17 protein-coding genes are annotated in these 23,829 nt (G+C 58.8%); 9 read left to right on the forward strand and 8 right to left on the reverse strand.

What is annotated here, in order from left to right:
- Positions 1-130: 130 nt before the first annotated feature.
- Positions 131-1,945 carry a DUF4394 domain-containing protein gene (locus IQ265_RS28780; protein WP_228037831.1) on the forward strand — a complete coding sequence of 605 codons (1,815 nt, stop codon included), beginning with the start codon at positions 131-133 and terminating at the stop codon, positions 1,943-1,945.
- A 44-nt stretch (positions 1,946-1,989) separates the two neighbouring features.
- Here IQ265_RS28780 and IQ265_RS12200 read toward each other — a convergent pair whose 3' ends face one another.
- The 4 genes from IQ265_RS12200 to proS form a co-directional block, all read right to left on the reverse strand.
- Entirely contained in the window at positions 1,990-2,622 is a 633-nt protein-coding gene (locus tag IQ265_RS12200; RefSeq protein ID WP_194053933.1) for a hypothetical protein, read from the reverse strand.
- Between the two features lie 192 nt (positions 2,623-2,814).
- Positions 2,815-3,507, reverse strand: a complete 693-nt coding sequence (locus IQ265_RS12205) for a GerMN domain-containing protein (RefSeq protein WP_194053825.1) — start codon at positions 3,505-3,507, stop codon at positions 2,815-2,817.
- A 53-nt stretch (positions 3,508-3,560) separates the two neighbouring features.
- Positions 3,561-4,397, reverse strand: coding sequence for a DUF2993 domain-containing protein (locus IQ265_RS12210; protein WP_194053827.1), 837 nt, complete (start codon positions 4,395-4,397; stop codon positions 3,561-3,563).
- Positions 4,398-4,419: 22 nt separating this feature from the next.
- On the reverse strand, positions 4,420-6,234 hold the full coding sequence (gene proS, locus IQ265_RS12215; RefSeq protein WP_194053829.1) for a proline--tRNA ligase: 1,815 nt from the start codon (positions 6,232-6,234) through the stop codon (positions 4,420-4,422).
- Between the two features lie 445 nt (positions 6,235-6,679).
- On the opposite strand from proS, the gene IQ265_RS12220 reads away from it, so the two are divergent.
- From IQ265_RS12220 to IQ265_RS12235, 4 genes are all read left to right on the forward strand, one after another.
- Positions 6,680-8,005: a PhoH family protein gene (locus tag IQ265_RS12220; RefSeq protein WP_194053831.1), complete on the forward strand. Its 1,326-nt coding sequence runs from the start codon at positions 6,680-6,682 to the stop codon at positions 8,003-8,005.
- A 41-nt stretch (positions 8,006-8,046) separates the two neighbouring features.
- Positions 8,047-8,376 (forward strand): DUF6883 domain-containing protein, encoded by a 330-nt coding sequence (locus tag IQ265_RS12225; RefSeq protein WP_194053833.1) that lies wholly within the window; start codon positions 8,047-8,049, stop codon positions 8,374-8,376.
- A 5-nt stretch (positions 8,377-8,381) separates the two neighbouring features.
- Positions 8,382-8,642 (forward strand): DUF4926 domain-containing protein, encoded by a 261-nt coding sequence (locus IQ265_RS12230; protein ID WP_194053835.1) that lies wholly within the window; start codon positions 8,382-8,384, stop codon positions 8,640-8,642.
- Positions 8,643-9,002: 360 nt separating this feature from the next.
- On the forward strand, positions 9,003-9,515 hold the full coding sequence (locus IQ265_RS12235) for a host attachment protein (RefSeq protein ID WP_194053837.1): 513 nt from the start codon (positions 9,003-9,005) through the stop codon (positions 9,513-9,515).
- On the opposite strand, the gene IQ265_RS12240 is transcribed toward IQ265_RS12235, so the two are convergent.
- Complete coding sequence (locus tag IQ265_RS12240; RefSeq protein WP_194053839.1) at positions 9,502-10,857, reverse strand: EAL domain-containing protein; 1,356 nt, start codon at positions 10,855-10,857, stop codon at positions 9,502-9,504. The genes IQ265_RS12235 and IQ265_RS12240 overlap by 14 nt on opposite strands.
- Positions 10,858-11,254: 397 nt before the next feature.
- Between IQ265_RS12240 and mdh the strand changes: the two genes are divergently transcribed.
- The 4 genes from mdh (at position 11,255) to dnaB (ending at position 19,922) form a co-directional block, all read left to right on the forward strand.
- The gene (mdh, locus tag IQ265_RS12245) at positions 11,255-12,223 is read left to right on the forward strand and encodes a malate dehydrogenase (RefSeq protein ID WP_194053841.1); all 969 of its coding nucleotides are present in this window, start codon (positions 11,255-11,257) and stop codon (positions 12,221-12,223) included.
- Positions 12,224-12,349: 126 nt separating this feature from the next.
- The gene (locus tag IQ265_RS12250) at positions 12,350-15,577 is read left to right on the forward strand and encodes a valine--tRNA ligase (protein WP_194053850.1); all 3,228 of its coding nucleotides are present in this window, start codon (positions 12,350-12,352) and stop codon (positions 15,575-15,577) included.
- A gap of 37 nt (positions 15,578-15,614) precedes the next feature.
- Entirely contained in the window at positions 15,615-16,991 is a 1,377-nt protein-coding gene (locus tag IQ265_RS12255) for an MATE family efflux transporter (protein WP_194053852.1), read from the forward strand.
- A 93-nt stretch (positions 16,992-17,084) separates the two neighbouring features.
- Positions 17,085-19,922: a replicative DNA helicase gene (gene dnaB, locus IQ265_RS12260; protein ID WP_194053854.1), complete on the forward strand. Its 2,838-nt coding sequence runs from the start codon at positions 17,085-17,087 to the stop codon at positions 19,920-19,922.
- A gap of 122 nt (positions 19,923-20,044) precedes the next feature.
- Here the strand turns inward: dnaB and IQ265_RS12265 are convergent, their stop codons facing one another.
- The 3 genes from IQ265_RS12265 to IQ265_RS12275 form a co-directional block, all read right to left on the reverse strand.
- Entirely contained in the window at positions 20,045-20,764 is a 720-nt protein-coding gene (locus tag IQ265_RS12265) for a Uma2 family endonuclease (protein ID WP_194053856.1), read from the reverse strand.
- A 201-nt stretch (positions 20,765-20,965) separates the two neighbouring features.
- Positions 20,966-21,712, reverse strand: a complete 747-nt coding sequence (locus tag IQ265_RS12270) for a DUF561 domain-containing protein (RefSeq protein WP_194053934.1) — start codon at positions 21,710-21,712, stop codon at positions 20,966-20,968.
- A 270-nt stretch (positions 21,713-21,982) separates the two neighbouring features.
- Positions 21,983-23,827 (reverse strand): CheR family methyltransferase, encoded by a 1,845-nt coding sequence (locus IQ265_RS12275; RefSeq protein ID WP_194053858.1) that lies wholly within the window; start codon positions 23,825-23,827, stop codon positions 21,983-21,985.
- Between the last annotated feature and the right edge of the window lie 2 nt (positions 23,828-23,829).

A 23,829-nucleotide genomic window follows, 5' to 3' on the forward strand; every position in this document is an offset into this window, starting at 1 on the left:
CGTTGTGCTGGTCAGCTTGCGCCACTCCTTAAACTTTGCTGGCTATGGCCCTAACAGCACCGCGAGATTGCTCAAGGCAATTGAAAGCCCAATCAACGTTTCGATGCTGCGTCTACAAACGAGGACATCTATGCAACGTCTTATTGCTCTGACTGACAACAACTCGCTGATTTCTATTGACCCCCAAGATCTCAGCTCAGCAACGTCTACTCCAGTCACCGGCATTGATGGCACCCTAATTGGCATTGACACCCGCCCAGCCGACGGGTTGATCTACGGTCTCACTACAGCCAATCAGCTCTATACCCTCAACCCCGATGGGTTTAGCTCTGGCGACTTCAGCGGTCTGTTCACGCTAACTCAAGACGAAGCCGCCGTGCTGCTAGACGACGGCTTTTACCTCAACCTGCACACCGCAGCCTTTGGCGGCGGCGAACTGCGCGGGCAGCTCAATGTTCAACCCGAAAACGATATCGTTGCCTTTGGCCTGCCCCTAGAGGAAGCCCAGGAAGTTGGCGCTATGGCACCGCCGCCGGATGGTCCAGCCATGGGCCGTTTCGACGTGGTCTATGACGACGCTTCCAACACCCTGCAGATCAGCGGCACCTTTAGTGATTTAACCGCAGGGCTCATGCCCGTTGGCAACACTGACGTCGAAGGTAACCCCCAAAGTTCTATTCATCTCCATCGCGGGGTAGCGGGTGAAAATGGCCCCATTCTGCGCAACTTTACCGTAAATGACGACGGCAGCTTCGGCGGCACCTTTACTCTGACGGAAGAAGAAGAGGCTCTGCTGCTCGATCAGGCTCTATACGTCAATCTCCACACCGACAGTTTTGGCGGGGGCGAACTGCGCGGTCAAGTCGCTGTCGCCGTGGAGGGCGATGTAGTTGAGCTGGGGGTGCCGATTGAAGAAGCTCAGCAGGTGGGCACTGCAGTACCCGATGGGCCTGCTACCGGCTCCTTTGATGCTATTTATGACGTTGCTACTGGCCAGCTGGGGGTGCAGGGTACCTTTGCTGGTCTGAGTGCCCCTCTCTTGCCTGTCGGTGGGGCAGACAGTGAGGGCAATCCTCAGAGTGCCATTCACCTGCACCAGGGTATGGCCGGGGAGAATGGCCCCATTGTGCGCAACCTTGCCGCTACTAATGATGTGGCCACTCTGGTTAGCACCCTGTCGGTGCCTTTCGAAGGCGGCGTGGTGTCGGGCTTTGACTTTAACCCCGTAGCCGATCGCCTGCGGCTGGTGGGCGACAACGACCAGAACTTCCGCATCAATGTGGAGACTGGAGCGGTGATTGAAGACGGCACCTTGGCCTTTGCTATGGAGGACGCCAACGCTGGGGTTAACCCTAACGTAACGGCGGCAGCCTATACCAATTCCTTTGCTGGCACCACCAGCACGGCGCTGTACAACATCGATCCGCTGCTCGACCAGCTGCTGCTGCAAAGCCCCCCGAACGACGGCACCCTGGTGACGGTGGGGGATCTAGGAGTTGATTTTGACGTGGTCGGCGGGTTCGATATTTTCTCCACCGCCGAGGGTGACAACGCTGCCTTTGCGGTGTCTGACAGCACCCTCTACGCCATCGACCTTGAGACTGGAGCCGCCACCAGCCTGGGCACCCTTGGCGGTGGCGTTGGCAATCTGCTTGGTTTCGTGGCCATGGCCAACCCAGTGGTGGGCGAGAAGCCCGACGATCTGACCAACCCTGGGAATGGCGGTGTGGAACTACCCCTGCCCGAGGGGATTCCCGGCGGGCCAGCGATAATCGACAACCTGAGAGACCTGTTAGACACTCTGTCTATGTCGCCGCTGGGGCAGGACTTGGCAGCGCTGGGATCGACTATTGCGAGCAGCACTGTTGACCTGGCGGCCCTGCTGCCAACGGAAGCTGAGCTTAATGCTGCGATCGCCGATCTGTCTGCATCCTTGGGCTTCTAGGCTGCTGATACGATAACCAAACGGGGGCTAAACGGCGGCTTAATCTACCGAATGGCCCCCAGCGTATTTTTCCAGCTTAGCTCTTTGCCCAGCACCATCAGCGCCTTTTGGTCGGCCCCGGTAAACAGACCGCTGTCTACCAATTCGGCCAGCACTTGTTGGGCGAGCTGGGCGGCAAACATACCCCCTGACCGAAGCAGGTGGCTGTAGTAGCTGAACTGCGTTTGCCCATCCTGATTGCAGTGAAAGCTGTGAACCTGCTCCGGCGATAGGCAGTACACAGGCGTGTTGGCTGGCACCACCACCCGAGGAATGCCGTGTTTGCCGTAGCGCTGGTTGCCCTCGCCCTCAAGGGTACCCACCAGCACTACCCCCAGCAGGGTGCGAGTTTCCTGCACCAGGTCGGGGGTAAACAGCGGGTCGGGTTCGCTAGAGAGCCGAGGTCCGCTGTTAAAGAATAGCGGATTGAATAACTGCGAGTTGTACACCAGCCCCACGGCCCAGTGACGGCTGTCGTTGTCAAAGCTGACGAACTGACCAAAGCCGCAGTCTTCCGGCGTTGGCGGCGAACAGACATCCTGGGCATCGTCAACCTGTACCACGTAGTCGCAGTGGGAATTAGACTTCACCACTTTGCCAAGGCGACAGGGGGGCAGGGCCGTAGCGAACAAATCCATAGGGCGCTCTAGGGGTGGAACATGGGTACTCATTGTAGACCGTTCCGCCGCAGGTGAGCACGCTGGCTTCGACTTCGCTCAGCCACCAGGCTTCGGCTGCATTCAGCCACTAGGCCTCGACTTCGCTCAGTCACCAGGCTTTGGCTGCATTCAGTTACCGGGCTTCGACTTCGCTTAGCCAGAGTTAGCGGGCTACAGCGCAAAGCTCTCGTCGAAGTCGCTGCGGGTCATGGGCTGGCTGACTTCAAGCCCCTCGCCGCCCAGCAGGGTCAGCGGTTTGCCGTCTACCGAAATCCACACGGGAGCATCGGGGTTAAACGCGGTAGCGGTGTAGATCACCTGGCCCAAACGACCCATCATCGCAGCGCTGCCGCCGCCGGTTTCAAACTCACTCGACAAATCGACGTGGACACCGTCGGCCTCGACGGAGGCGTCAAGCAGCTGGGTTTGTTCAGGAATGGTGCTAAACGCCTGCTGGCTGGGGTCGCCTGACTTGGAGAGCAGATCGCCAAAGGCTGCGGTAACCTGCTCTGAGGGCGAGGCACTGGCTGCGACGGTAATAGGCTGAGCCACCAGTTCAAAGCTTGTCCCGTTGTCTTTGAGCCAGTAGACCTGGCCGGTCACTTCGGCTGGGGCGGGCTGGGTGACAGGGTCTTTGGGAGCCGTTTCTTCAACGCTGGGGGTCGTTAATGGGGCCGAAACCTCTGGCAGCGCCAGCATAGGATCGGTCTCGATGTCGATATTTGGAAACTCGGCTACCGGGGGCGTTGGGTTGAGGGCACGCCAGGTAAACCAGGCCACAGATCCGCCCGAGGCCAGCACTAGGGTGGTCAAACCAGCCAGAATGCCGAGGGGAATTTGCCGTAGCTTATTTCTGTAGTGCATGGTGAGTTACCAAACGGAAGTCACATTCTAAGCCTAGGTCACCCCAAGCGAGCTTAGGGCAGAGGAGGGACAGCTTCTTGAGCTGGCTGTCGAGATAACAAGGGGGAGGTTGGATCTATTCTGGCAAAAATGGCAATATCTAGCTCATTGTCACGCACTTTGAAGTTGATCACGCGGGCAACCACGCCCAGCGCCTCTAGCCGCCGCAGGGTAAGGCGTTCCTGTGCCCCCTGCACAAACGATTCGAGCAGCTGGGGCGGGGTGTCTTCGCCGTCTACGGTAATGATGGGGTCGACTAGGGCAAACCGATGGCCGTTGAGAACAGTCAGCCCCAGGTCGATGCTAATGGCAATGTTTTCCTGGGTAACCCGATCTTGGAGATCGACCACAACACGAAAGCGATCGCCCTCTAGAAACTTCAGCGACGGGTTGGCCAGGCCGTAGCGGTTTTGTTCACGCTCCCCCACGGCCCCCGGCAGGTTAAATTGCAGCGTATCGAGCCAGCCCTGCACTAGGGGCGACTGAAGGAAGGCATTCAAATCGTCGTCGTTCAGGCGCAGACGCAGCGCCGCCTGGGCCGGTTCATCCAGCACCAGTTCGCCCTGGCGCAGGCGACCGAGATCGACATCTACGGCGTCGGTTTCTATATCTATAGAGTCAATGCGCAGGCCGGGCAGCTGCCGGGTTTCGACCCCCCGGGCGGCGATCCGGGTGTGGTCGATGCGACCGCCTGCCAGCTGGTAGTTGGGCACATTGTCGATGCGCACCTCTAAGGTTTCGGCCCCGGCTAGCTGATCGCGCAGGGCAGCCTCGGCCAGGGTGTCGACCACCACGCCTCCACTACCCACCACCCCCAGCAGGGCCGAGAGAATTATGGTGATCAGTTCCATAGTCCGTCCTAGGTAGGTGGGGCTAGCGACTGGCCAGCAGTTCGTCGTCAATCCAGCCCTTGACCAGGGCCACGACCTCGGCCAGGGCTACTTCTTGCACAATGCCGGTGGACCGCTCGACCACCTCAACCTTGCCATCGCCCAGGGCGCGCCCGGTGACAATGCGGTAGGGAATGCCAATCAGGTCAGCGTCTTTGAACTTGACCCCGGCTCGCTCGTCGCGATCGTCGAGCAGCGCCTCGACTCCCACCGCCAGCAGCTCTTTGTAGATCGCCTTGGCGGCTTCGACCTGCAGGTCGTCGCCCATGTTGGGAATCACCACGATCGCCTGGTAGGGCGCGATCGCCACCGGCCACACAATGCCGTTTTTGTCGTAGGACTGCTCCACCGCCGCCTGGGCCAGGCGCGACACCCCCACCCCGTAGCAGCCCATCACCAGGGGGTGCTCAGCGCCGCTTTCGCTGGTGTAGGTGGCCCCCAACGCCTGGGAGTATTTGGTACCCAGCTGAAAAATGTGGCCAATCTCGATACCGCGCGCGGTTTGCAGGGTTTGGCTGGGGTCGTGCAGGGCGCGATCGCCCGCCGCCGCCTTGCGCACATCGACCACGATTTTGGGCAGGGTAAAGTCTTTGCCCCAGTTGCCGCCCACGGTGTGGTAGCCCGACTCGTTGGAGCCGGTGACAAAGTTTTTCAGGGGTTCAGCGGTGCGATCGCACAGTCGCAGAAACTTAGGCTCAATATCTTTGCCGCCCTTAATATAGTCGTCGCCCAGGTCGGGGGCCATATAGCCCAGGGGCAGGGGCTGGGCCGCCCACTGGCGCTGGGCCTCCTCGTCGGGCACTGCCAGCGACAGCACGGCGGTACCGCCGTAGTCAGTGGCCAATTTGGCTAGCTCATTGGTGAGCTTCACCTCGTTGACATCCTGGTCGCCGCGAATGCTGACGATCACCAGCAGCACCCGGCCATTGTCAAATACCGCCTGGTACAGCACGTTCTTCACGATCTGAGTGGGCGAGCACTTGAGAAACGTGGCCAGCGACTCAATCGTGGGGGTATTGGGCGTATCGAGTTTTTCAAACTTAGTAAAGGTTGAAGGCACTGCATCGACGGGGCGCGACACGGCCTTCTCTACGTTGGCGGCGTACTTGCCGTCTTCGGTGTAGAGCACTTCGTCTTCGCCCGCCTCAGCTAGCACCATAAACTCGGTCGAGCCCGACCCACCGATCGCCCCCGAATCCGCATCCACCGCCCGAAACTCCAGGCCACAGCGGCGCAGAATGTTGCTGTAGGCGGTGTACATTTCCTGGTAAGTCTCTTTGAGGCTGCTCTCGTCGGTATGGAACGAGTAGCCGTCTTTCATAATGAACTCGCGGCCGCGCATAAGGCCAAAGCGGGGCCGAATCTCATCGCGAAACTTGGTCTGAATCTGGTAGAGATGCAGCGGTAGCTGTCGGTAGGAGCGCACCATGTCGCGGGCGATCGTGGTGATCACCTCCTCGTGGGTAGGGCCAAGGCCAACCTCCTGCTGGCGGCGATCGACCAGCGAGAACATAATGCCCTCGGCCTTGGTATAGGTGTCCCACCGGCCCGACTCTCGCCACAGCTCAGCAGGCTGAAGCTGGGGCAGCAGGCACTCCTGTGCGCCGGTCGCGTTCATTTCGTCGCGCACAATGTCGGAAATTTTGTTCAGCACCCGCCAGAGCAGGGGCAGATAGGCGTAGACCCCGCTGGTGATCCGCCGCATATAGCCCGCCCGCAGCAGCAGCTTATGGCTAGGAATCTCAGCCTCGGCCGGTTCTTCCCGCAGGGTGACAAACAGCATTTGGGATAGACGCATGGGGGCTCCTGAGGTGACGGGGCGGGCTTAATGGTAGCAACTCATAGGCCATAGTAAACGAGGACGGGCAGCCCTGATCTAGCCCTGGCTGCACAGCTGTAGCCATCGCCAGTATGGTAAGACCTTCCAGAGTTTCTGAAGCGATGGCTATACGCCAGTTCGCCGCCCGAGTTTTTGCTAATGACGGCCAACAATGTCCTCAGCGAACGGGCCACCGCTATACTTTTCAGGAATTAGAAGGAAATCCGCTACAGTGTCTAAACAGCCATTCTAGGATTGTGGTCGGGGCATTGTCTCGAAAGTCCGCAGAATTGCTGTGTTCCCAGGAATTGACATCTATTTTGCGTTCCTGAAAATAGCCCGACCCAGGCCGTAAACCCGCACCAGCGGGCGTCCTCACCGTTTCTGTGGGTCGGGCACACTGTCCCACGTGTCGCCCTACTTTATGAAAAAAGTATTCGTTCTCGATACCAACGTATTGCTTCACGATCCGATGGCAATGTTCAGGTTTGAGGACAATGATGTGGTGCTACCCATCACCATTATCGAAGAGCTCGATCGCTTTAAAAAGGGCACCGCTGACACCGGCCGCAACGCCCGCTACGTGTCGCGCACGCTGGATGAACTGCGCCAGCAGGGCTCGCTGGTGCAGGGCGTTCCCCTGGAGCAGGGCGGCACCCTGAAAGTAGCCCTGTGCCACCGCGACACTCTGCGCCAGCTGCCCGCTGAGCTGGAGGGCGACCAGGGCGACAACGCCATTCTCGCTGTGGCAATGGAGTACAAGCACCACCACGATATGCCCGTGGTGCTGGTCAGCAAAGACACCAACCTGCGCATTAAGGCCGATGCCGTGGGCCTGGTGGCTGAAGACTACGAAACTGACAAGGTCGATATTGACGACCTTTACACTGGCACCCTGGAGGTGATGACCTCCGCCGAGGCGATTAGCCAGCTGTTTGGCGACGGTCACCTGAGGCTGGATGTGCCGCTGTACCCCAATCAGGCCATTACCCTGGTGGATGAGGCCAACCCCACCCACACCGCCCTGGCCCTGGTGCAGGGCAGCAGCGGCAAGCTGGTGCCCCTGGGCAAACTGCCCCACGCTGGGGTGTCGCGGGTGCAGCCCCGCAACCGTGAGCAGCGCTTTGCCTTTGAGCTGCTGTTGCAGGATTCAATTTCGATGGTGACGCTGGTGGGTAAGGCGGGTACGGGCAAGACGCTGCTTGCGATCGCCGCCGGGGTGCAAAAGGTGGCCGACGAGCGCCTCTACTCGCGCCTGCTGATCGCTCGCCCGATCGTGCCTTTGGGCCGCGACATTGGCTATTTGCCCGGCGATATTCGCGACAAGCTCAACCCCTGGATGCAGCCCCTCTACGACAACTTTGACCTGATTTTTGGCACCCAGGATATGCGCGGTCGCCCCGAACACTGGCGGCGCGGTCACGAAGAAATGATCGAGCAGGGGCTATTGCAGATTGAGCCCTTGACATACATTCGCGGGCGATCGATTCCCAAGCAGTTTCTCGTTGTGGATGAGGCGCAAAACCTTACCCCCCACGAGGTCAAAACCATTCTCACCCGAGCCGGGGAAGGCACCAAAATTATTCTCACAGGCGACCCCGAGCAGATCGATAACCCCTACGTCGATGCGTCGAGCAACGGCCTCACCTACGTAGTCGAGCGTTTCAAGGGTGAAGCCCTGGCAGGGCACATCAGCCTAACTAAAGGGGAGCGATCGAGCCTGGCCGAGCGGGCTGCAATGCTGCTGTAAGGTTGGCGTAGCGGAGCCAATTTGGTTTTAAGGATAGACGCATGAAGTTGCCAAATGGAGCGTACGCGGTTATCCCTATAGATAAACTAACGAATTATTGCCTAAATCCAAATCATTCGTCGGGTAAGCACAAAGCTAGAGTCTTTGCATCAGCGTTAGGCATCACAGTTGATAACGCCGATGAATTGCAACAGCTTATTGCTCAAGCGGCAGCTGAAGGAGAAGTCGTTCAGCAGGATAGAACTGCGTTTGGCCAGCTGTATAAGGTAGATTGGGCAATAGACAATCAAGGCTCTGTTGTGCTACGAGCCCTTTGGGAAATTCGCGTTGATCAATCTAACCCTCGTTTAGTGTCAGCCTTTATTAAGTAAGTCTTATGCCAGCCCTGACTAGCCTTGATACGGTTGCAAACCTAAAGCCGATCGCTCGCGATCGCCTGACTTTAGTTGAGTCTGAGTATCAATCTATTCAGCACTTACCGGTTGGGCAAGTCGGCACTGTGCTAGAGGTCTATGCTGGCGATCAGCCCAGCTACTTGGTTGAATTCGCCGATTCAAAGGGACGTGAATACGCCGTAGCGATTCTAAAACCAGACGAGTTGCTAGCGCTGCACTACGAACTAGCGTTAGCGAGCTGACTGTTAATTCTGTTCTGCCAATATGTAGCTAGTAAGTACGCGCACAACCTTGTTGATGCGCACAGTGGGCTATGACGCGCTCCACTCGCGTACTTCGGTAAAATTGGCGATCGCATTACCGCTTCAGTTGCCCACCGTCTCCGCTTGATCTAAACGCCATGAACCCCTCACACTGTTGAGCTGTTGTAATAAAACGCTATTCAAATCAACGCCAAACGGCATTGACGGAAACAGACAGTGCCCCTGTACGCACGTTTTTTTTAACTCTTCTTGAATAGAAATTAACCTTTATACGTGCTTCCCATAGCCTCCCCTCAAGTTGTTAGGATCACCACGAAACCCAATAGCAACGGAGATCCTATGACTCGCTTCCTCGTAGCCGTAGTGGATGGTGCCAAAGCTCGGTTCTTAACGCTAGAACCCCTAGAAGCCCCCGAGTTAGAGTCTGGTCCTGACCTGACCGAACGTTGCGAATTGCTCAACCCAGCGATAGAAATGGCGGGCCAAGACCTGTGGGCCAATACCAAGACGGGCCGCAACCGAGGCAGCGGCGGCGGCGGCCACAGCTATGACGACCACCGCAGCAATCATCTGGTGGAATTTGAGCGCCGCTTTGCCCAGGCGATCGCGGCGCAGATGGAGTCTCTGGCGACAGCCTACGAACTCAACACCCTGGTGCTGGTGGCAGAGCCGCAGATTTTAGGTATTTTGCGCGACTGTTTGGCGGGGGCAAACGGGCGGCTGCAGGTGCAAGAACTGGCCAAAGACCTGTGCAAGATGACGCCCCGCCAGCTGCAAGACTATCTGGCCCAGCGCAGCCTGTTGCCCACCCGCCAGGTGGCGATCGCCGCCGGCCGCTCTAGGCGGGGTTAACCGGAGCGATCGCCAGGGGCTGGCCCACCAGCCCTAACGCCTCCGTCAGCGGCAGGGGATGGCTGAACAAGAAGCCCTGACCAATCTCGCAGCCCATAGCCTGCAGAGCCACCATCTGGGCTGGGGTTTCTATGCCTTCGGCCACGGTGGGTAGGCCCAGCTGGCGGGCGATGTCGATGATTGCGCTGACCAAGATTTTGGCGCGATCGCTGGTACACAGCTTTTGAATAAACGACCTGTCGATCTTGAGGCAGTCAATTTCGCAACGCTCTAGATAGTTGAGGCTGGAGTAGCCGGTGCCAAAGTCGTCGAGCGAAACCTCAAACCCGGCGGCTCTGCACTTACCAATCGAATCGATTGCTTCTATCTCATCTAAAAAGACGCGCTCGGTGACCTCAAGCTTAATTTGTTGGGCCTTAACTTGATGGCGCTGGGTGCAGGCCATGAGCCGATCAAAAAAGTCGGGCTGCTGAAACTGCCGCACTGAAATATTGATACTAATAAAAAAATCGGCGCTGCTCTGGCCAATGCGATCGAGCTGGTCTTGAAAACGCCGCAAATCGGCGCAGGAATGCTCTAATATCCAGTCGCCCATAGGCAAAATCAGCGTTGTTTCTTCCGCCAGTGCAATAAATTGTTGGGGGTTCACCAAACCTCGCTGGGGGCATTGCCACCGCAGCAGCGACTCAAACCCAATTACCCTTCGATTGTGCAGATTTAGAAGCGGCTGATACACCAGAAAAAGCTCGTCGTTGCGCACGGCATTTTGCAGATCGGCCTCTAGTTTAATATCGTCTAAAATTTGCTGGTACTGCTGATTTTTGGCGTAGGTTTTTTCGGAGACGGCGGGGCGAGGCAGGCCTACGTGAGGGGTGGCTAGCGCTTTAAGGTAGGCATTGTAGGCCCGGTTGCGGTGCAGCGACATAGAAATAAACAGCCGCACCATGGGCGATGACGATTCTATGCGCTCGGCCACCTGGGCCGCAGATACTACAATGCAGCGGCAGGGGCAGATGGCCTTGGCTGAGGCCGACCGGGGCGCGGCATCGATAATGCCCATTTCACCAAAAATGTCGCCTGGCCCCAGCACGCTGAGCTGCAGGGAATCTTCCCCAGAACCCACAAAAATTTCGACGTAGCCCGACTCGATAATGTAGGCCCGGTCGGCAGAGCTGCCCTCTGTGAAAATGGTGTCGCCAGCACTGAAGAGACGAATGGTGCACTCCGGCGATACGGCAATATCGGCCACTAGAGCACTGCTATCGTGATCGGGTGGAACAGCTTCTGCAGGAACTACCCCCGCCGCCACTAGGGGGCCGTTTAGGGAGGCGATATTTTTCATAGCAGGAACGCTTTTGAGGAACGATTTTCAGGAGCGACGGCAATCGGAATTGGTTTGTGAATAGAAACCAGGCATCCTGCCCGTACAGGCGGGATACCTATCCTACAAATTTTCACGATGTACGGGGATCACCATATGTCTAAGCATCCCCTATTTTTCTGAAGTCGCTGATGACTAGATTATGAAGTGTCAGTAAGCATTTTCAGAAGGGCTGGGCAATCACAAAAGCGCAGTGTATCGGTCACCTGGGGTCATGATCTAAATCACAACGGAGGGGGGCTAAACGGCCTGACATCCGCCAAAATATGGGCGTATCTCTGCTGACCTGGTTGCCCAAACGGCCGGGCCGCGCGATCGCTACTATCTCGACCTACTCCTAAAAATCCCTATTAACGCCATGACCGCTCACTCTGTTTCGTCTGTTCACTCGTCTAGACAGGTCACAGTCGTGGGGGCTGGCAACGTGGGCAGCACCCTGGCCCAGCGCGTGCTCGAACACAACTTAGCCAACGTGGTGCTGATCGACATCGTGGCGGGGAGACCCCAGGGCGTAGCGCTAGATTTGGCCCAGGCGGCGGGTAGCGAAGGCCACAACCGCACCATTGTGGGCACCAACGATTACCAGGACACCGCCAATTCCGACATTGTGGTAATTACCGCCGGGCTGCCCCGCCGCCCTGGCATGACCCGCGACGACCTCACCCAGACCAACGGCAAGATTGTGATCGAGACGGTGCGCCAGGCCCTGTCGGTGTCACCCCTAGCCAGCATTATCGTGGTGACCAATCCGCTCGATGTGATGGCCTACCTGGCTTGGAAAGCCAGCGGGCTGCCCTCCCAGCGGGTGATAGGCATGGCCGGGGTGCTCGACTCGGCCCGGTTTCAACGCTTTATCGCCTGGGAACTGGGAGTACCCCCCCAGGATGTATCGGCGATGGTGTTGGGTGGTCACGGCGACTTAATGGTGCCCCTGCCCCGCTACACTACCGTCAGCGGCATTCCGGTGGGCGAGCTGATCAGCGCCGATCGCCTGGCCACGCTCATCGATCGCACCCGCAACGGCGGCGCTGAGATTGTGCAGCTGCTCAAGCAGGGCGGTGCTTACTACGCCCCAGCCTCGTCGGCCTGCGTGATGGTGGAGGCGATACTGCGGCATCAGCGACGCATTCTGCCCCTGGCGGCCCGCTTGAGCGGCCAGTACGGCCTCGACGACCTATACCTGGGGGTGCCCTGTCGCCTGGGGCAGGGGGGCGTTGAAGAGATTTTCGAACTGTCGCTGACGGCCGATGAGCAGGAGGCGCTGGCGCGATCGGCGGACTCGGTTAAAGAGCAGCTGCAGGGGGCTTTGGCCCTGCTGGATGTATGAGGATTGGGCGATCGCCGTCAGCCAGGAGCGCCGAGGCAACCGCCAGGGACCGAACAACAGTTATTAAAATGGCAGAATCGATAGGTACACTGTCTGTTAACACGGTTCCACGCTCCAGGTTTTGCGATGACGGCCTCCATTCCCGCCCTTTCTGCCCAGTATGACCCCACTCAAACCGAGACGAAGTGGCAAACTCGGTGGGAGTCAAACCAGGTCTTTAAAGCCGACCCCGACCATCCGGGCGAGCCCTACTGCGTGGTGATTCCGCCGCCGAACGTGACCGGCAGCCTGCACATGGGCCACGCCTTTGAGAACGCCCTGATCGATACTCTGGTACGCTACCAGCGCATGGCCGGGCGCAACACCCTGTGGCTGCCCGGCACCGACCACGCCAGCATTGCGGTCAGCGCAATTTTAGATCGGCAGTTCCAGGCCGAGGGGTTGAAGAAGGAGGATGTGGGGCGCGATCGCTATCTGGAGCGCGCCTGGGAATGGAAGGCTGAGTCGGGCGGCACCATCGTCAACCAGCTGCGCAAGCTGGGCGTCTCGGTCGACTGGAGCCGCGAGCGCTTCACCATGGATGAAGGGCTCAACACTGCGGTGCTGACCGCCTTTACCCAGCTCTACGACGAGGAGCTGATCTACCGGGGCAACTACATGGTCAACTGGTGCCCCGCCAGCCAGTCGGCGGTATCTGACCTGGAGGTGGAGCAGCGGGAGGTGGACGGCCATCTGTGGCACTTCCGCTACCCCTTCACCGACGGCTCCGGCTACCTAGAAGTAGCCACCACCCGCCCCGAAACGATGCTGGGCGACACGGCGGTGGCGGTTAACCCCAACGACGATCGCTACCGCGATATGGTGGGCAAAACCCTGACGCTGCCGATTGTCAACCGCGAAATTCCGGTGATTGCCGATGAGTATGTGGATGCCGACTTTGGCACCGGCTGTGTCAAAGTCACCCCCGCCCACGACCTCAACGACTTTGCCATGGGCCAGCGCCACAACCTGCCCATGATCACCGTCATGAACAAAGACGGCACCATGAACGAAAACACCGCCCACTTTCAGGGGCTAGACCGCTTCGAGGCCCGCAGTGCGGTGGTGCGTCAGCTCGATAACGAGGGTTTTTTGGTGCGTATCGAGGACTACCGCCACACGGTGCCCTACAGCGATCGCGGCAAGGTGCCCATCGAGCCACTGCTCTCAACTCAGTGGTTCGTGAAGATTCGCCCCCTGGCAGACAAAGCGCTCGACTATCTCGACAACCGCCAGGAACCTAAGTTTGTGCCCGAGCGCTGGACTAAGGTTTACCGCGACTGGCTGGTGAACCTTAAAGACTGGTGCATCTCGCGCCAGCTCTGGTGGGGCCACCAGATTCCCGCCTGGTATGCCGTGAGCGAAACCAACGGCGAAATCACCGACGACACGCCCTTTGTGGTGGCCGCGACGGAAGCAGAGGCCAGGGCCAAGGCCACCGAGCGCTTTGGCGAATGGGTGGATCTGGTGCGCGACCCCGACGTGCTCGACACCTGGTTTTCGTCAGGTCTGTGGCCCTTTTCCACCATGGGCTGGCCCGACGAATCGGCTCAGGATTTCCAGACCTACTACCCCACCACCACCCTGGTCACCGGCTTCGATATCATCTTTTTCTGGGTGGCTCGCATGACCCTGATGGCCGGGCATTTTACCGACACCATGCCCTTCGAGACCGTCTACATTCACGGCCTGGTGCGGGACGAAAACAACAAAAAAATGTCGAAGTCGGCCAACAACGGCATTGACCCGCTGGTGCTGATCAATAAGTACGGCACCGACGCCCTGCGCTACACGCTGATTCGCGAAGTCACCGGAGCGGGTCAGGACATTCGCCTGGAGTACGATCGCAACACCGACGAATCGGCCTCAGTCGAAGCCAGCCGCAACTTCACCAACAAGCTGTGGAACGCCTCCCGCTTTGTGATGATGAACCTGGGCGGGCAGTCTCCCGCCAGCCTGGGCGCGCCCGATCTAGACAGGCTGGAGCTGGCCGATCGCTGGATTCTCTCCCGCTTTAACCGGGTGGTGCAGAGCGTGCGCGACAACCTCGACCAGTACGGCATGGGCGAAGCCGCTAAGGAACTCTACGAATTTGTCTGGGGCGACTTCTGCGACTGGTACATCGAGCTGGTCAAGCCGCGCCTGCAGGGCGAGGGATCGGAAAAGTTTACCGCAGCTCAGCAGACCCTGGCCTTTGTGCTCGATGGCATTCTCAAGCTGCTGCACCCGTTTATGCCCCACATTACCGAGGAGCTGTGGCACACCCTCAACCAGGTGGGCGACGACCAGTTTTTGGCCGTGCAGCCCTACCCAGCGGTGCAGCCTGACCGTATTGACGATGCCCTAGAGCAGCAGTTTGCCCTGGTGTTTAACACCGTGCGCACCGTGCGCAACCTGCGGGCCGAGGCGGGCATCAAGCCCAGCCTGCGCATCGAAACCATTCTGGAAAGCGACAGCGCCGCCGAGCGCCACATTCTGCACGACACCGCCGACTACATCAAAGACCTGGGCAAAATCGACACCCTGGTCATTTTGGGTGGCAAGCAGCCCGTTTCCACCGCCCACGCCCTCGAAGCGGGGGCAGAACCCAGTCCTTTGGCAAAGCTCAGCGACAACCCCGTGGTGGCCGAGGTGCAGGATTTTTGGCACACCATGCTGCCTCTGTTTGAAGAGCCCCTGCACTACGCCGGGTCCTTCTTTGCCGACATTCGCCGTCCGGCTTTTACCCTGCTGTGGATTTTTGCCGGGCTGGTGGGGCTCAAGTTTGCCGGGGCTTTGGTGACAGCCGTAGACAGCACCCCGATTTTTGGCCCGCTGATGGAGCTGGTCGGCTTTTGGGTCGTGTTTAACTTTGTGCGGCAGAATTTGCTCACGGGGAGCGATCGCCAGCGGCTCGGCCAAACCTACCAGACCTGGCGACGCAGGGTGCTAGGCGCTGACTCGCCATCCTCTCAACTGACCCCGCCCCGATCGCGGCCCGTTCCTGCACCTATAGAGTCGCAAAACGGCAGTAGCGGCGCGATCGCCCCGGCCGCAGAAACAACTGAACCGCCCCAAAAGCTATTTGCTGGAGTAACCGGCACGGTGCAGGTGCTAATTCCCCTGACTGGCGTGGTCGATGTCGACGCCCTCAGGGCCAAAGTCGAGAAAGACCTGGGCAAAGTCGAGGCCGAAATCAAGTCGCTCTCGGGGCGGCTGAGCAATGCTGGCTTTGTCGATAAGGCCCCGGCTGACGTTGTCCAGGGGGCGCGCGATGCCCTGGCCGAGGCCGAGGCCCAGGCGGCCATTCTAAAGTCGCGACTGGCCATGCTCTAGCGGCTCACGTCTCACTATATTGGGCTCGATCTAGCCGATGCACACACGCGAGCGATCCAAGGCCCAGGCTAAAACCAGCTTAGAAGTGCGAGCCTTTTTGACGCTGGCCATGCCGCTGGCCGGGGCTCAGGTAGCCCAGGCGGCGGTGGGCTTTGTCGATACCCTAATGATGGGGCGGCTGGGGGCTAGTACCCTGGCGGCTGGCGGGCTGGCCGCTATTTGCTTTCAGCTGCTGATCGCCGTTTTGGGCGGGTTTGTGATGGCGGTGGGGCCGCTGGTGGCCCAGGCCTTTGGCGCGGGGCAAAAGTCAGACATTGAGGCGATCGCCCGCCAGGGCTTTTGGCTATCGCTGGGGCTGAGTCTGCCGCTGATGGCCATACTCAGCCAGATGGACGGGGTGCTGCGGCTGCTGGGTCAACCCCCTGCGATCGCCGATTTGACCGCGCCCTACTTCCAGTGGATTTTGTGGGGCGCACTGCCAGCGCTGGGCTTTGCCATGCTGCGGGGCTATGCCTCGGCACTGGCCCAGGCTCAGGTGGTGATTGTGATCGTGCTGATAGGCACGGCGTTTAATATTGCGGGCAACTACGCTTTGGGCTTCGGCAAATGGGGCTTTCCGGCTTTGGGGCTGGGCGGGCTGGGGCTGGCCAGCGGCCTGAGCTACTGGCTGATGTTTGGCCTGTTTTTGCTCTACACCCTCAAACACCCCAGCCTGAAGGAGTATCAGTTTTGGCGGCGGTGGTACCGGGTGCAGCCTCCGCTGATCGGGCGCATGGTGGTAATGGGGGCAGAGCTGGCGGTTACCATTGCCCTGGAGTTTAGCCTGTTTGCCGTCGTTACGTTTCTAATGGGCATTTTGGGTCCCGAGGTGCTGGCCGCCCACCAAACCGTCTACCAGACGATTTACCTGATTTTTATGGTGCCGCTGGGCATGTCCTACGCGGCGACGGCGCGGGTGGGGCTGGCCCTGGGGCAGCAGAATATGGCCCAAACGCGGCGGGCAGGGACGGTGGCGATCGCGATCGCCGCCGCCTTTATGCTGCTGGCGACCCTAGGGCTGCTGCTATTTCGCCAGTCCATTATTGGCCTCTACCTAAACTTAGACGATCCGGCCAGCGCGACCGTGGTGGCCCTGGCCCTGCCGATGCTTTTCGTGGCGGCTTTGGCCCAGCTCACCGATGGCGTGCAGCGGGTGGCCTCGGGGGCGCTCTACGGCCTGCAAGATACCCGCGTTCCGATGGTACTCAGCGGCCTGGCCTTTGGGGGCGTGGGCCTCACCACAGGGTACGTGCTGGGCTTTCCGCTGGGGCTGGGGGGCGTGGGCCTGTGGATTGGGCAGTCGCTTGGAGTGGCTACGGCTGGAATAATTTTTGTGGTCCGCTTCTACCGGCTGACGCGCCCTAGCCCGTCGTAAATTAGTACACATAAACTATTAGACTGCTAGGTATCCCCTCCCAGAGCAGCCGGGTTTGACGCACAATTAGAGCTACCCCACTTCCGCAGCGCCATGGTTCAGAATCTCAAGTTTGATACGGTCAGCGATCGCCTCCCTCCCCAGAATATTGAGGCCGAAGAGGCCATTCTGGGCGGCATTTTGCTAGATCCTGAAGCCCTGGGCCGGGTGATGGAGATTCTCACCCCCGACGCCTTTTATATCGGTGCCCACCGGGATCTCTACAAAGGGGCGTTAGCCCTCCACGCCAAGGGGCAGCCCGCCGACCTGATGACCCTGGCGGTGTGGCTCAAAGACAACGGCAAGCTGGAGCAGGTAGGCGGCCAAACCCGGCTGGCTCAACTGGTCGATCGCACCATTAGCGCCGCCAACATCGACCAGTACGCCACCCTGGTGATGGACAAGTACACTCGCCGCATGCTAATTCAAACCGGCGGCGAGATTGCCCAGCTGGGCTACGACACCACGCTGCCCCTGGAGAACGTGCTCGACCAGTCGGAGCAAAAGCTGTTTGGCATTACCCAAGTGCGGCCCCAGGGCGGGTTAACCGCCACCTCAGATATTTTGATCGACACTTTTTCGGAGATCGAGCAGCGATCGCTCGGCGTGGTGCTGCCCGGCATTCCCTGCGGCTTCTACGACCTCGACGCCATGACCCAGGGTTTTCAGCGCTCAGACCTAATTATTGCCGCTGCACGTCCGTCAATGGGTAAGTGCCTGAGTGCCGATGCTCAGATTGTGCTGGCCGACGGCAGCCTTCAGACCATTGGCGATATCTACCAGCAACAAACCGCCTCCCTACTCACCCTGGGGAATGACTGGCGTTTCAGGTTTGCTGAACCCAGCGCCTATGTGGATGATGGCGTTAAACCTGTGTTTCGGGTGAGGACGCGATCGGGGCGGGAGATTGAGACTACCCTCACCCACCCCTACCTGACGATTCAGGGCTGGTGTCCCCTGGCTGAGCTGACAGTGGGCACCAAAATTGCCGTACCCAGAACGCTGCCAGTGTTTGGCACCGAGACTCTGCCGGAGCACCAGGTCAAACTCCTGGCCTACCTGATCGGCGATGGTTGCCTAACGGGTGCCTCGCCGCAGTTCACTAACGAAAATCCTCAAATTCAGGACGATTTCACCGCATCGGCGCTGCAATTTCGGGGGGTAAAAGTTCGCCCTCAAACCTCCCAGGGCACTCGCACCCCAAGCTTTTATATCAGCGCCGATGGAGAGGACGTGCAGCGTGCCCGCACTGTTTTTGGTCAATCGCTACGGACGTTGATCAAAGCCAGCGGCCACCCGGCTCGGTGGTTTGCCCAAACGTTAGGGGTTGCCCCTAGCCTGGTGACGCTGTGGCAACAGGGGGAATGCGCGCCTAATCCAGATACCTTTGAACGGCTTTGTCAACTGCTTCAAGTGGCTCCAGAACAACTGGCTCCCGGTGGTCTCGCTACCATTCGCTGGATGAGCCAGAATACCGTTACCCTCTGGTTACAGGATCAGCAACTCTGGGGCAAATCAGCACATCAAAAAACAATTCCAGAGGCTGTGTTTCGGCTTAGAAAATCACTTCTGGCCCTTTTTCTCAACCGTCTATTTGCCACTGATGGCTGGGCCACCGTCCTTACTTCTGGTCAGGCGCAGCTGGGATTTGCCAGCGTGAGCGAAACGCTAGCTCGCCAGGTGCAGCACCTGCTGCTGCGGTTTGGTATTTTGGCTCAGCTCAAGTTGCGATCGGTGAAGTATCTCGACAGCCGTCGCCCCGCTTGGCAAATCGATATCACCGATGCCCCCTCGATCAAAACGTTCCTCAGCGAAATCGGCATCTTCGGCAAGGAAACGGCCTTGGCTAAGGTCGAGACCGCCCTAGCCAGCCGCCGATACCAGACCAATCGCGATCTGATTCCCGTCGAAATTTGGGAATCTCTTCGCGCTGCTAAGGGCGATGAATCCTGGGTATCCCTAGCCACCCGTGCCGGATTTCAGAGCACCAGCAATATCCACGCTGGCAAACGCGCTCCCACCCGCAATCGCCTCTTTGCCCTAGCCACCGCCCTAGAGCACCTAGAACTTCAGCACATCGCCACCAGCGATGTCTACTGGGATGAAATTGTCGCGATCGAACCTCAAGGTACTAAACAGGTCTACGATCTCACCATCCCCGGTACCCACAACTTTGTGGCCAACGATATCTGTGTCCACAACACCAGCTTTGTGCTGAATATTGCTCGTAATATCGCCGCTTTGCAGAAGCTGCCGGTCGCGGTCTACAGCCTGGAGATGTCGAAGGTGCAGCTGGTCTACCGCCTGCTCTCCAGCGAAGTGGAGATGGAGAGCAGCCGCCTGCGCACCGGCCGCATTGCCCAAAACGAGTGGGAAAAGCTGGGCCATGCCATCAGCGTACTGTCTCAAATGCCGATTTTTATCGACGATACGCCAAACATTTCGGTCACCGAAATTCGCTCTCGCTGTCGCCGTCTACAAGCCGAGCAAGGCGGTGCCCTGGGCCTGATCTTGATCGACTACCTGCAGCTGATGGAGGGCGGCGGCGACAACCGGGTGCAGGAATTGTCGAAAATGACGCGATCGCTCAAAGGTCTCGCCCGTGAGCTAAACGTGCCAATTATCGCCCTCTCTCAGCTCAGCCGTGGCGTTGAGTCGCGCACCAACAAACGCCCAATGATGAGCGATTTACGCGAAAGTGGAGCGATCGAGCAGGACGCCGACTTGATTATGATGCTCTATCGCGAAGAGTACTACGACCCCGACACCCCCGATCGCGGCATTGCTGAGATCATCCTTACCAAGCACCGTAACGGGCCGACCGGCACCGTCAAGCTGCTGTTCGAGCCGCAGTTTACCCGCTTTCGCAACCTGGCTACACCGGGTATGTAGAGGATCTAGGCACATGCCGTAGAAGCGCGATCGCTAGACTACCTAGCAAGTTACACCGAATTCTGCCTGTATACCCCCTACGAGAGCTCTGTTTTGAATGGGGGTTTCTCAAGGCAGATTTGCTATTGTACTGTGTCAGGATCAATGCCCTGGGCACGGAGTAGATCAGCTAGGCGATCGGCCCGCTGGCGCTCGGCCTCAGCCTGTTCTGAACTCCAGAACAGCAGGTTGCCGTCGGCATTCCACCAGCGCAGCCAGTGGAGGGTTTGGCCCAGCCGCTCACCCTGCCACACGCCCAGAAACAGCTCCAGGGGCGGCACCCAAAAATAGCCCTGAGCGTTGGGTTGTTGGGGCACATAGCGGCCACCTTCTAGGCAGCGCACTTCTAGTTTGGCTACCGCCGGGTCGTAGATGACGTAGGTTGGCACCTGCAAAATTTGCTCATAGATGTAGAGCTTGCCGTAGGGCTTAGTAGAGCGCAGCGACAGCTCGCCATTGTCCTCTGTCGAGAGAAACTCCATCACTACCGCAACGGGGTCACCCTCTAAGTGGGGAGTGTAGCTACGGCGAACGACGTCGGACGGAAACGGATTGACCCGAGGTACGTAAAACCAGTCTGGAGCCTTGACGACCACCTCACCATCGATTCTGACAACCAGACCAAAGTTGGAACCGATCAGCATCTCCGGCTGAATCCGCCGAGCGGCACCCAGGGCGTCGGTTAGGGCAGCGGCCAGGGGCGGCTGTTGAATGTTTTCCACTGGGTCATCGGGTAGCTTAAAGTCGTCAGGCAGAGGCTCCCAGGTGATAACTGGGCCGACGCGGGGTTGAGCTTGAACCATGGCAAGCTTGTCCTGGGCGAAGTAGGGGGCAACGGCGGTGCGATCGCTGCTTCTATCCTAATCGCTGGCTTCGTAGGCCTAACGGAACTCCGGGAAAAATTAGCCAGCGCCCGTTCCCTAGCCCCTCTGGGGCGGCAGAGCCTATGACTCCGCTCAGGGAACGGGCGCTGGCTGAGGTCAAGCTAGCCTAACCGCGAGGGCCTAGCGCACCGCGCCGACGCGCACGGTTTGCAGGCTCTCGGCCAGCTGGCGCACCACGGCCACCATCGCCAGATCGTTGTCGAGCTTATTGACTGCCGAGCCGACGCCGACGCCCGCCGCACCAGCCGCGATCGCCATCGGAGCCGTCACATCTGACAGACCCGAGGCGCACAGCACCGGCACCGCTACGGCGCGCGAAATGGCGTGGGCGGCGGCCAGGGTGGGGGCCGCTTTCTCAATTAGGCCCAGGGTGCCGGGGTGGACGGGCTGGCTGCTGGTGCCCCCCTCGGTTTGGATGATGTCGGCCCCAGCCGCCACCAGGGCTTCGGCCAGGCTGACCTGCTCATCGAGGGCCAGAATGTGGGGTACCGTCACCGACAGGGTGATCGCAGGCAGCAGGGCGCGGGTGCGGCGGGTGAGGTCGATCACCTCGGGCGCTTCAAACTGGCGGCCCTGGGCGTAGAAGGCGTCGAAGTTGCCGATTTCGATCAAATCGGCCCCGGCGGCGACGGGGGCCAAAAAGGCCTCTGGCTCTACGGCCGAGACACAGATGGGCAGAGTGGTTTGGGTTTGGGCCAGGCGCACCAGGTCGGCATCGGCGGCGATATCGACAAAGGTGGCCCCGCCCTGGTCGGCGGCTTTGACTACCGCTGCGACCCGCTGGTGGTCGTAGTTGGTGAGACCGCTGATGATTTTTAGAACTGTGTGGGTCTCAAAAGCCCGCTGCAAATCAGAACGCATAGGTATTATTCTCAATCGCTGGTGGTCGCCCAGTTTAGGCTGGTGGCAACGGCCATGGCCCCACCGCCTGCACTGGGATGATTGGCAATATTGTCGCATCCTGGGCGGGGTTGCGGAGGCCGATGTCAGAGAAAGCCAGAATCTTATACCGCATCCTATGTGGTTGCATCTGGTTGGTAGGGGCAGTGCAGTGCAATGCCCCCACGAGGTGCCTGTTTGAAATCAGGGTTGAGCGATACGGATTTGCGCTGAAAATTGCGTTGAAATAAGGTGCCCCTATTCCATAATGACAATCACGCCCTGGGCCTGGTTGTCAGAACGCATTAGGGGAGTGCAGGTGACCCGGCAGGTGATATTGCGGCCCTTGCGGTTGACCGCTTCCAGCGTGACTTCGGCGACATTGCCGTCGGCCAGGGCCAGGCAGTTGCGAATGGGCTGACGCAGCTGCTCTACCGGCAGGCCGATATCGAGGTTGAGAAAGTTTTGGCCGACGACTTCTTCGGGGCGCAGGCCCCAGAGATCCTGGGCTTTTTGGTTCCAGATCTGCACCTGAAAGTCGGGGTTGACCACCACCACGCCTCCCTTGAGGCTGGTAAACACACATTCTAAAAAGGCGTTGCTGTGGTTGAGATCATCGCTGCTGCGCTGCAGCTCATCGTTCACGGTTTGCAGTTCTTCGTTGGCCGACTGGAGTTCTTCGTTCATGGTCTCCAGTTCTTCGTTGGTCGATTGCAACTCTTCGTTGGTGGTCTCCAGTTCTTCGTTGGTCGATTGCAACTCTTCGTTGGTGGTCTCTAGCTCTTCGTTGGTCGATTGCAGCTCTTCGTAGGCCATCTCCAACTCCTGGTTGGAGTGTTCTAGCTCAGCCTGGAGCCGCTGAAACCGGGTGACATCGAGGAAGCTAATGCTGGCTCCCAAAATGGTGTTGTCGCTCGCAAAGATGGGGGTAACCTGCACTTCTAAAAAAACAGGTTCGCCGCGCGAGTTTTGCCAGGCGACCTCTGACAGGCTGACGGTGCGGCGCTTTTCGTAAGCTTCTTCGATGCACGATCGCAGCTCTACGGGCCGGTACGAGAGTTCTAAATCTTGCAGGGGCCGCCCCACATCGCGCTGGGCGAGGCCAAACAGCGCCCGCACCCGCTGGTTGGCCATCGCCAAAGTGCCGTCTTGCTCTAGCACAATGCGGGCCACCGGGCTAATGTCAAAGGCGGCCTCGCGCAGCCGCAGCTGGTCTGATAGATGGTCAGCGGCGTCTTCGTTGCCAGTTTGAGCCATAATCAGCAGGCGATCGCGCACGTTGGTTCGAGGTACTTTAGAAAAAATTCGCCCCTTGAGCTGTACTGGGCTAAACATATTGCTGTGGGTTAGCAACATTTCGGCTTTGCCCAAAAACAAGTAGCCGTTGTTTCGCAGGGCAAAGTGAAACCGGGCCAAAATTCGGCTCTGGGTTTCGGCATTAAAGTACATCAGCGTATTGCGGCACAGCAGCAGATCGACCTTAGAGATGGGGGCATCTTGAATCAGGTCGTGGCGACCAAAAATGACCAGTCGCCGCAGGTCTTTGCGAAAGGTGTAAAGCCCTTCTTTTTGCTCAAAAAACTGCTCCAGCTGCGTATCTGAGAGCCCCTCCACCTTTTGCTGCGAGTAGGTGGCCTGACGGGCCTCGGCCAGGGCCTCGTCGTCTAGGTCGGTGGCATAAATTTTGACCCGCTCTTGAAACGCCTCAACACCCAGCAGCTCGGCCAGCAAAATCGCCATTGAATAGGCTTCTTCGCCCGAGGCGCAGCCAGCACTCCACACCCGAATCATATCGTGATCGCTTTTGGTGCTCAAAATAGCGGGCACAATTTCGGTTCGCAGTGTATTCCAGGCACTAGGATCGCGAAAGAAAGCCGTGACGTTGATCAGCAGCGTGTTAAATAACTGGCGAAACTCATCGGGATGCACCTCTAAATAGTCGATATAGTCGCTAAAGGTGCTGACATTAATCATTTGCAGGCGGCGATTTACTCGGCGCATGAGGCTGGAGCGCTTGTAGCCGGTAAAATCGAATCCTCGACTGGTATGTACGTAATCGAGCAGGGCATCAAAGGCAGGATTGTTTTCTGAATTAGCAGTCACAA

It is taken from the genome of Nodosilinea sp. LEGE 06152 (assembly GCF_015207525.1).
Lineage (GTDB): Bacteria > Cyanobacteriota > Cyanobacteriia > Phormidesmidales > Phormidesmidaceae > Nodosilinea.

Coding starts and splice junctions, on each gene's coding strand:
- IQ265_RS12205 (WP_194053825.1), bottom strand. CDS start 3,507: ATGCACTACAGAAATAAGCTACGGCAAATTCCCCTCGGCATTCTGGCT.
- mdh (WP_194053841.1), top strand. CDS start 11,255: ATGACCGCTCACTCTGTTTCGTCTGTTCACTCGTCTAGACAGGTCACA.
- IQ265_RS12200 (WP_194053933.1), bottom strand. CDS start 2,622: ATGGATTTGTTCGCTACGGCCCTGCCCCCCTGTCGCCTTGGCAAAGTG.
- IQ265_RS12235 (WP_194053837.1), top strand. CDS start 9,003: ATGACTCGCTTCCTCGTAGCCGTAGTGGATGGTGCCAAAGCTCGGTTC.
- IQ265_RS12230 (WP_194053835.1), top strand. CDS start 8,382: ATGCCAGCCCTGACTAGCCTTGATACGGTTGCAAACCTAAAGCCGATC.
- IQ265_RS12240 (WP_194053839.1), bottom strand. CDS start 10,857: ATGAAAAATATCGCCTCCCTAAACGGCCCCCTAGTGGCGGCGGGGGTA.
- dnaB (WP_194053854.1), top strand. CDS start 17,085: ATGGTTCAGAATCTCAAGTTTGATACGGTCAGCGATCGCCTCCCTCCC.
- proS (WP_194053829.1), bottom strand. CDS start 6,234: ATGCGTCTATCCCAAATGCTGTTTGTCACCCTGCGGGAAGAACCGGCC.
- IQ265_RS12225 (WP_194053833.1), top strand. CDS start 8,047: ATGAAGTTGCCAAATGGAGCGTACGCGGTTATCCCTATAGATAAACTA.
- IQ265_RS28780 (WP_228037831.1), top strand. CDS start 131: ATGCAACGTCTTATTGCTCTGACTGACAACAACTCGCTGATTTCTATT.
- IQ265_RS12250 (WP_194053850.1), top strand. CDS start 12,350: ATGACGGCCTCCATTCCCGCCCTTTCTGCCCAGTATGACCCCACTCAA.
- IQ265_RS12265 (WP_194053856.1), bottom strand. CDS start 20,764: ATGGTTCAAGCTCAACCCCGCGTCGGCCCAGTTATCACCTGGGAGCCT.
- IQ265_RS12255 (WP_194053852.1), top strand. CDS start 15,615: ATGCACACACGCGAGCGATCCAAGGCCCAGGCTAAAACCAGCTTAGAA.
- IQ265_RS12220 (WP_194053831.1), top strand. CDS start 6,680: ATGAAAAAAGTATTCGTTCTCGATACCAACGTATTGCTTCACGATCCG.
- IQ265_RS12210 (WP_194053827.1), bottom strand. CDS start 4,397: ATGGAACTGATCACCATAATTCTCTCGGCCCTGCTGGGGGTGGTGGGT.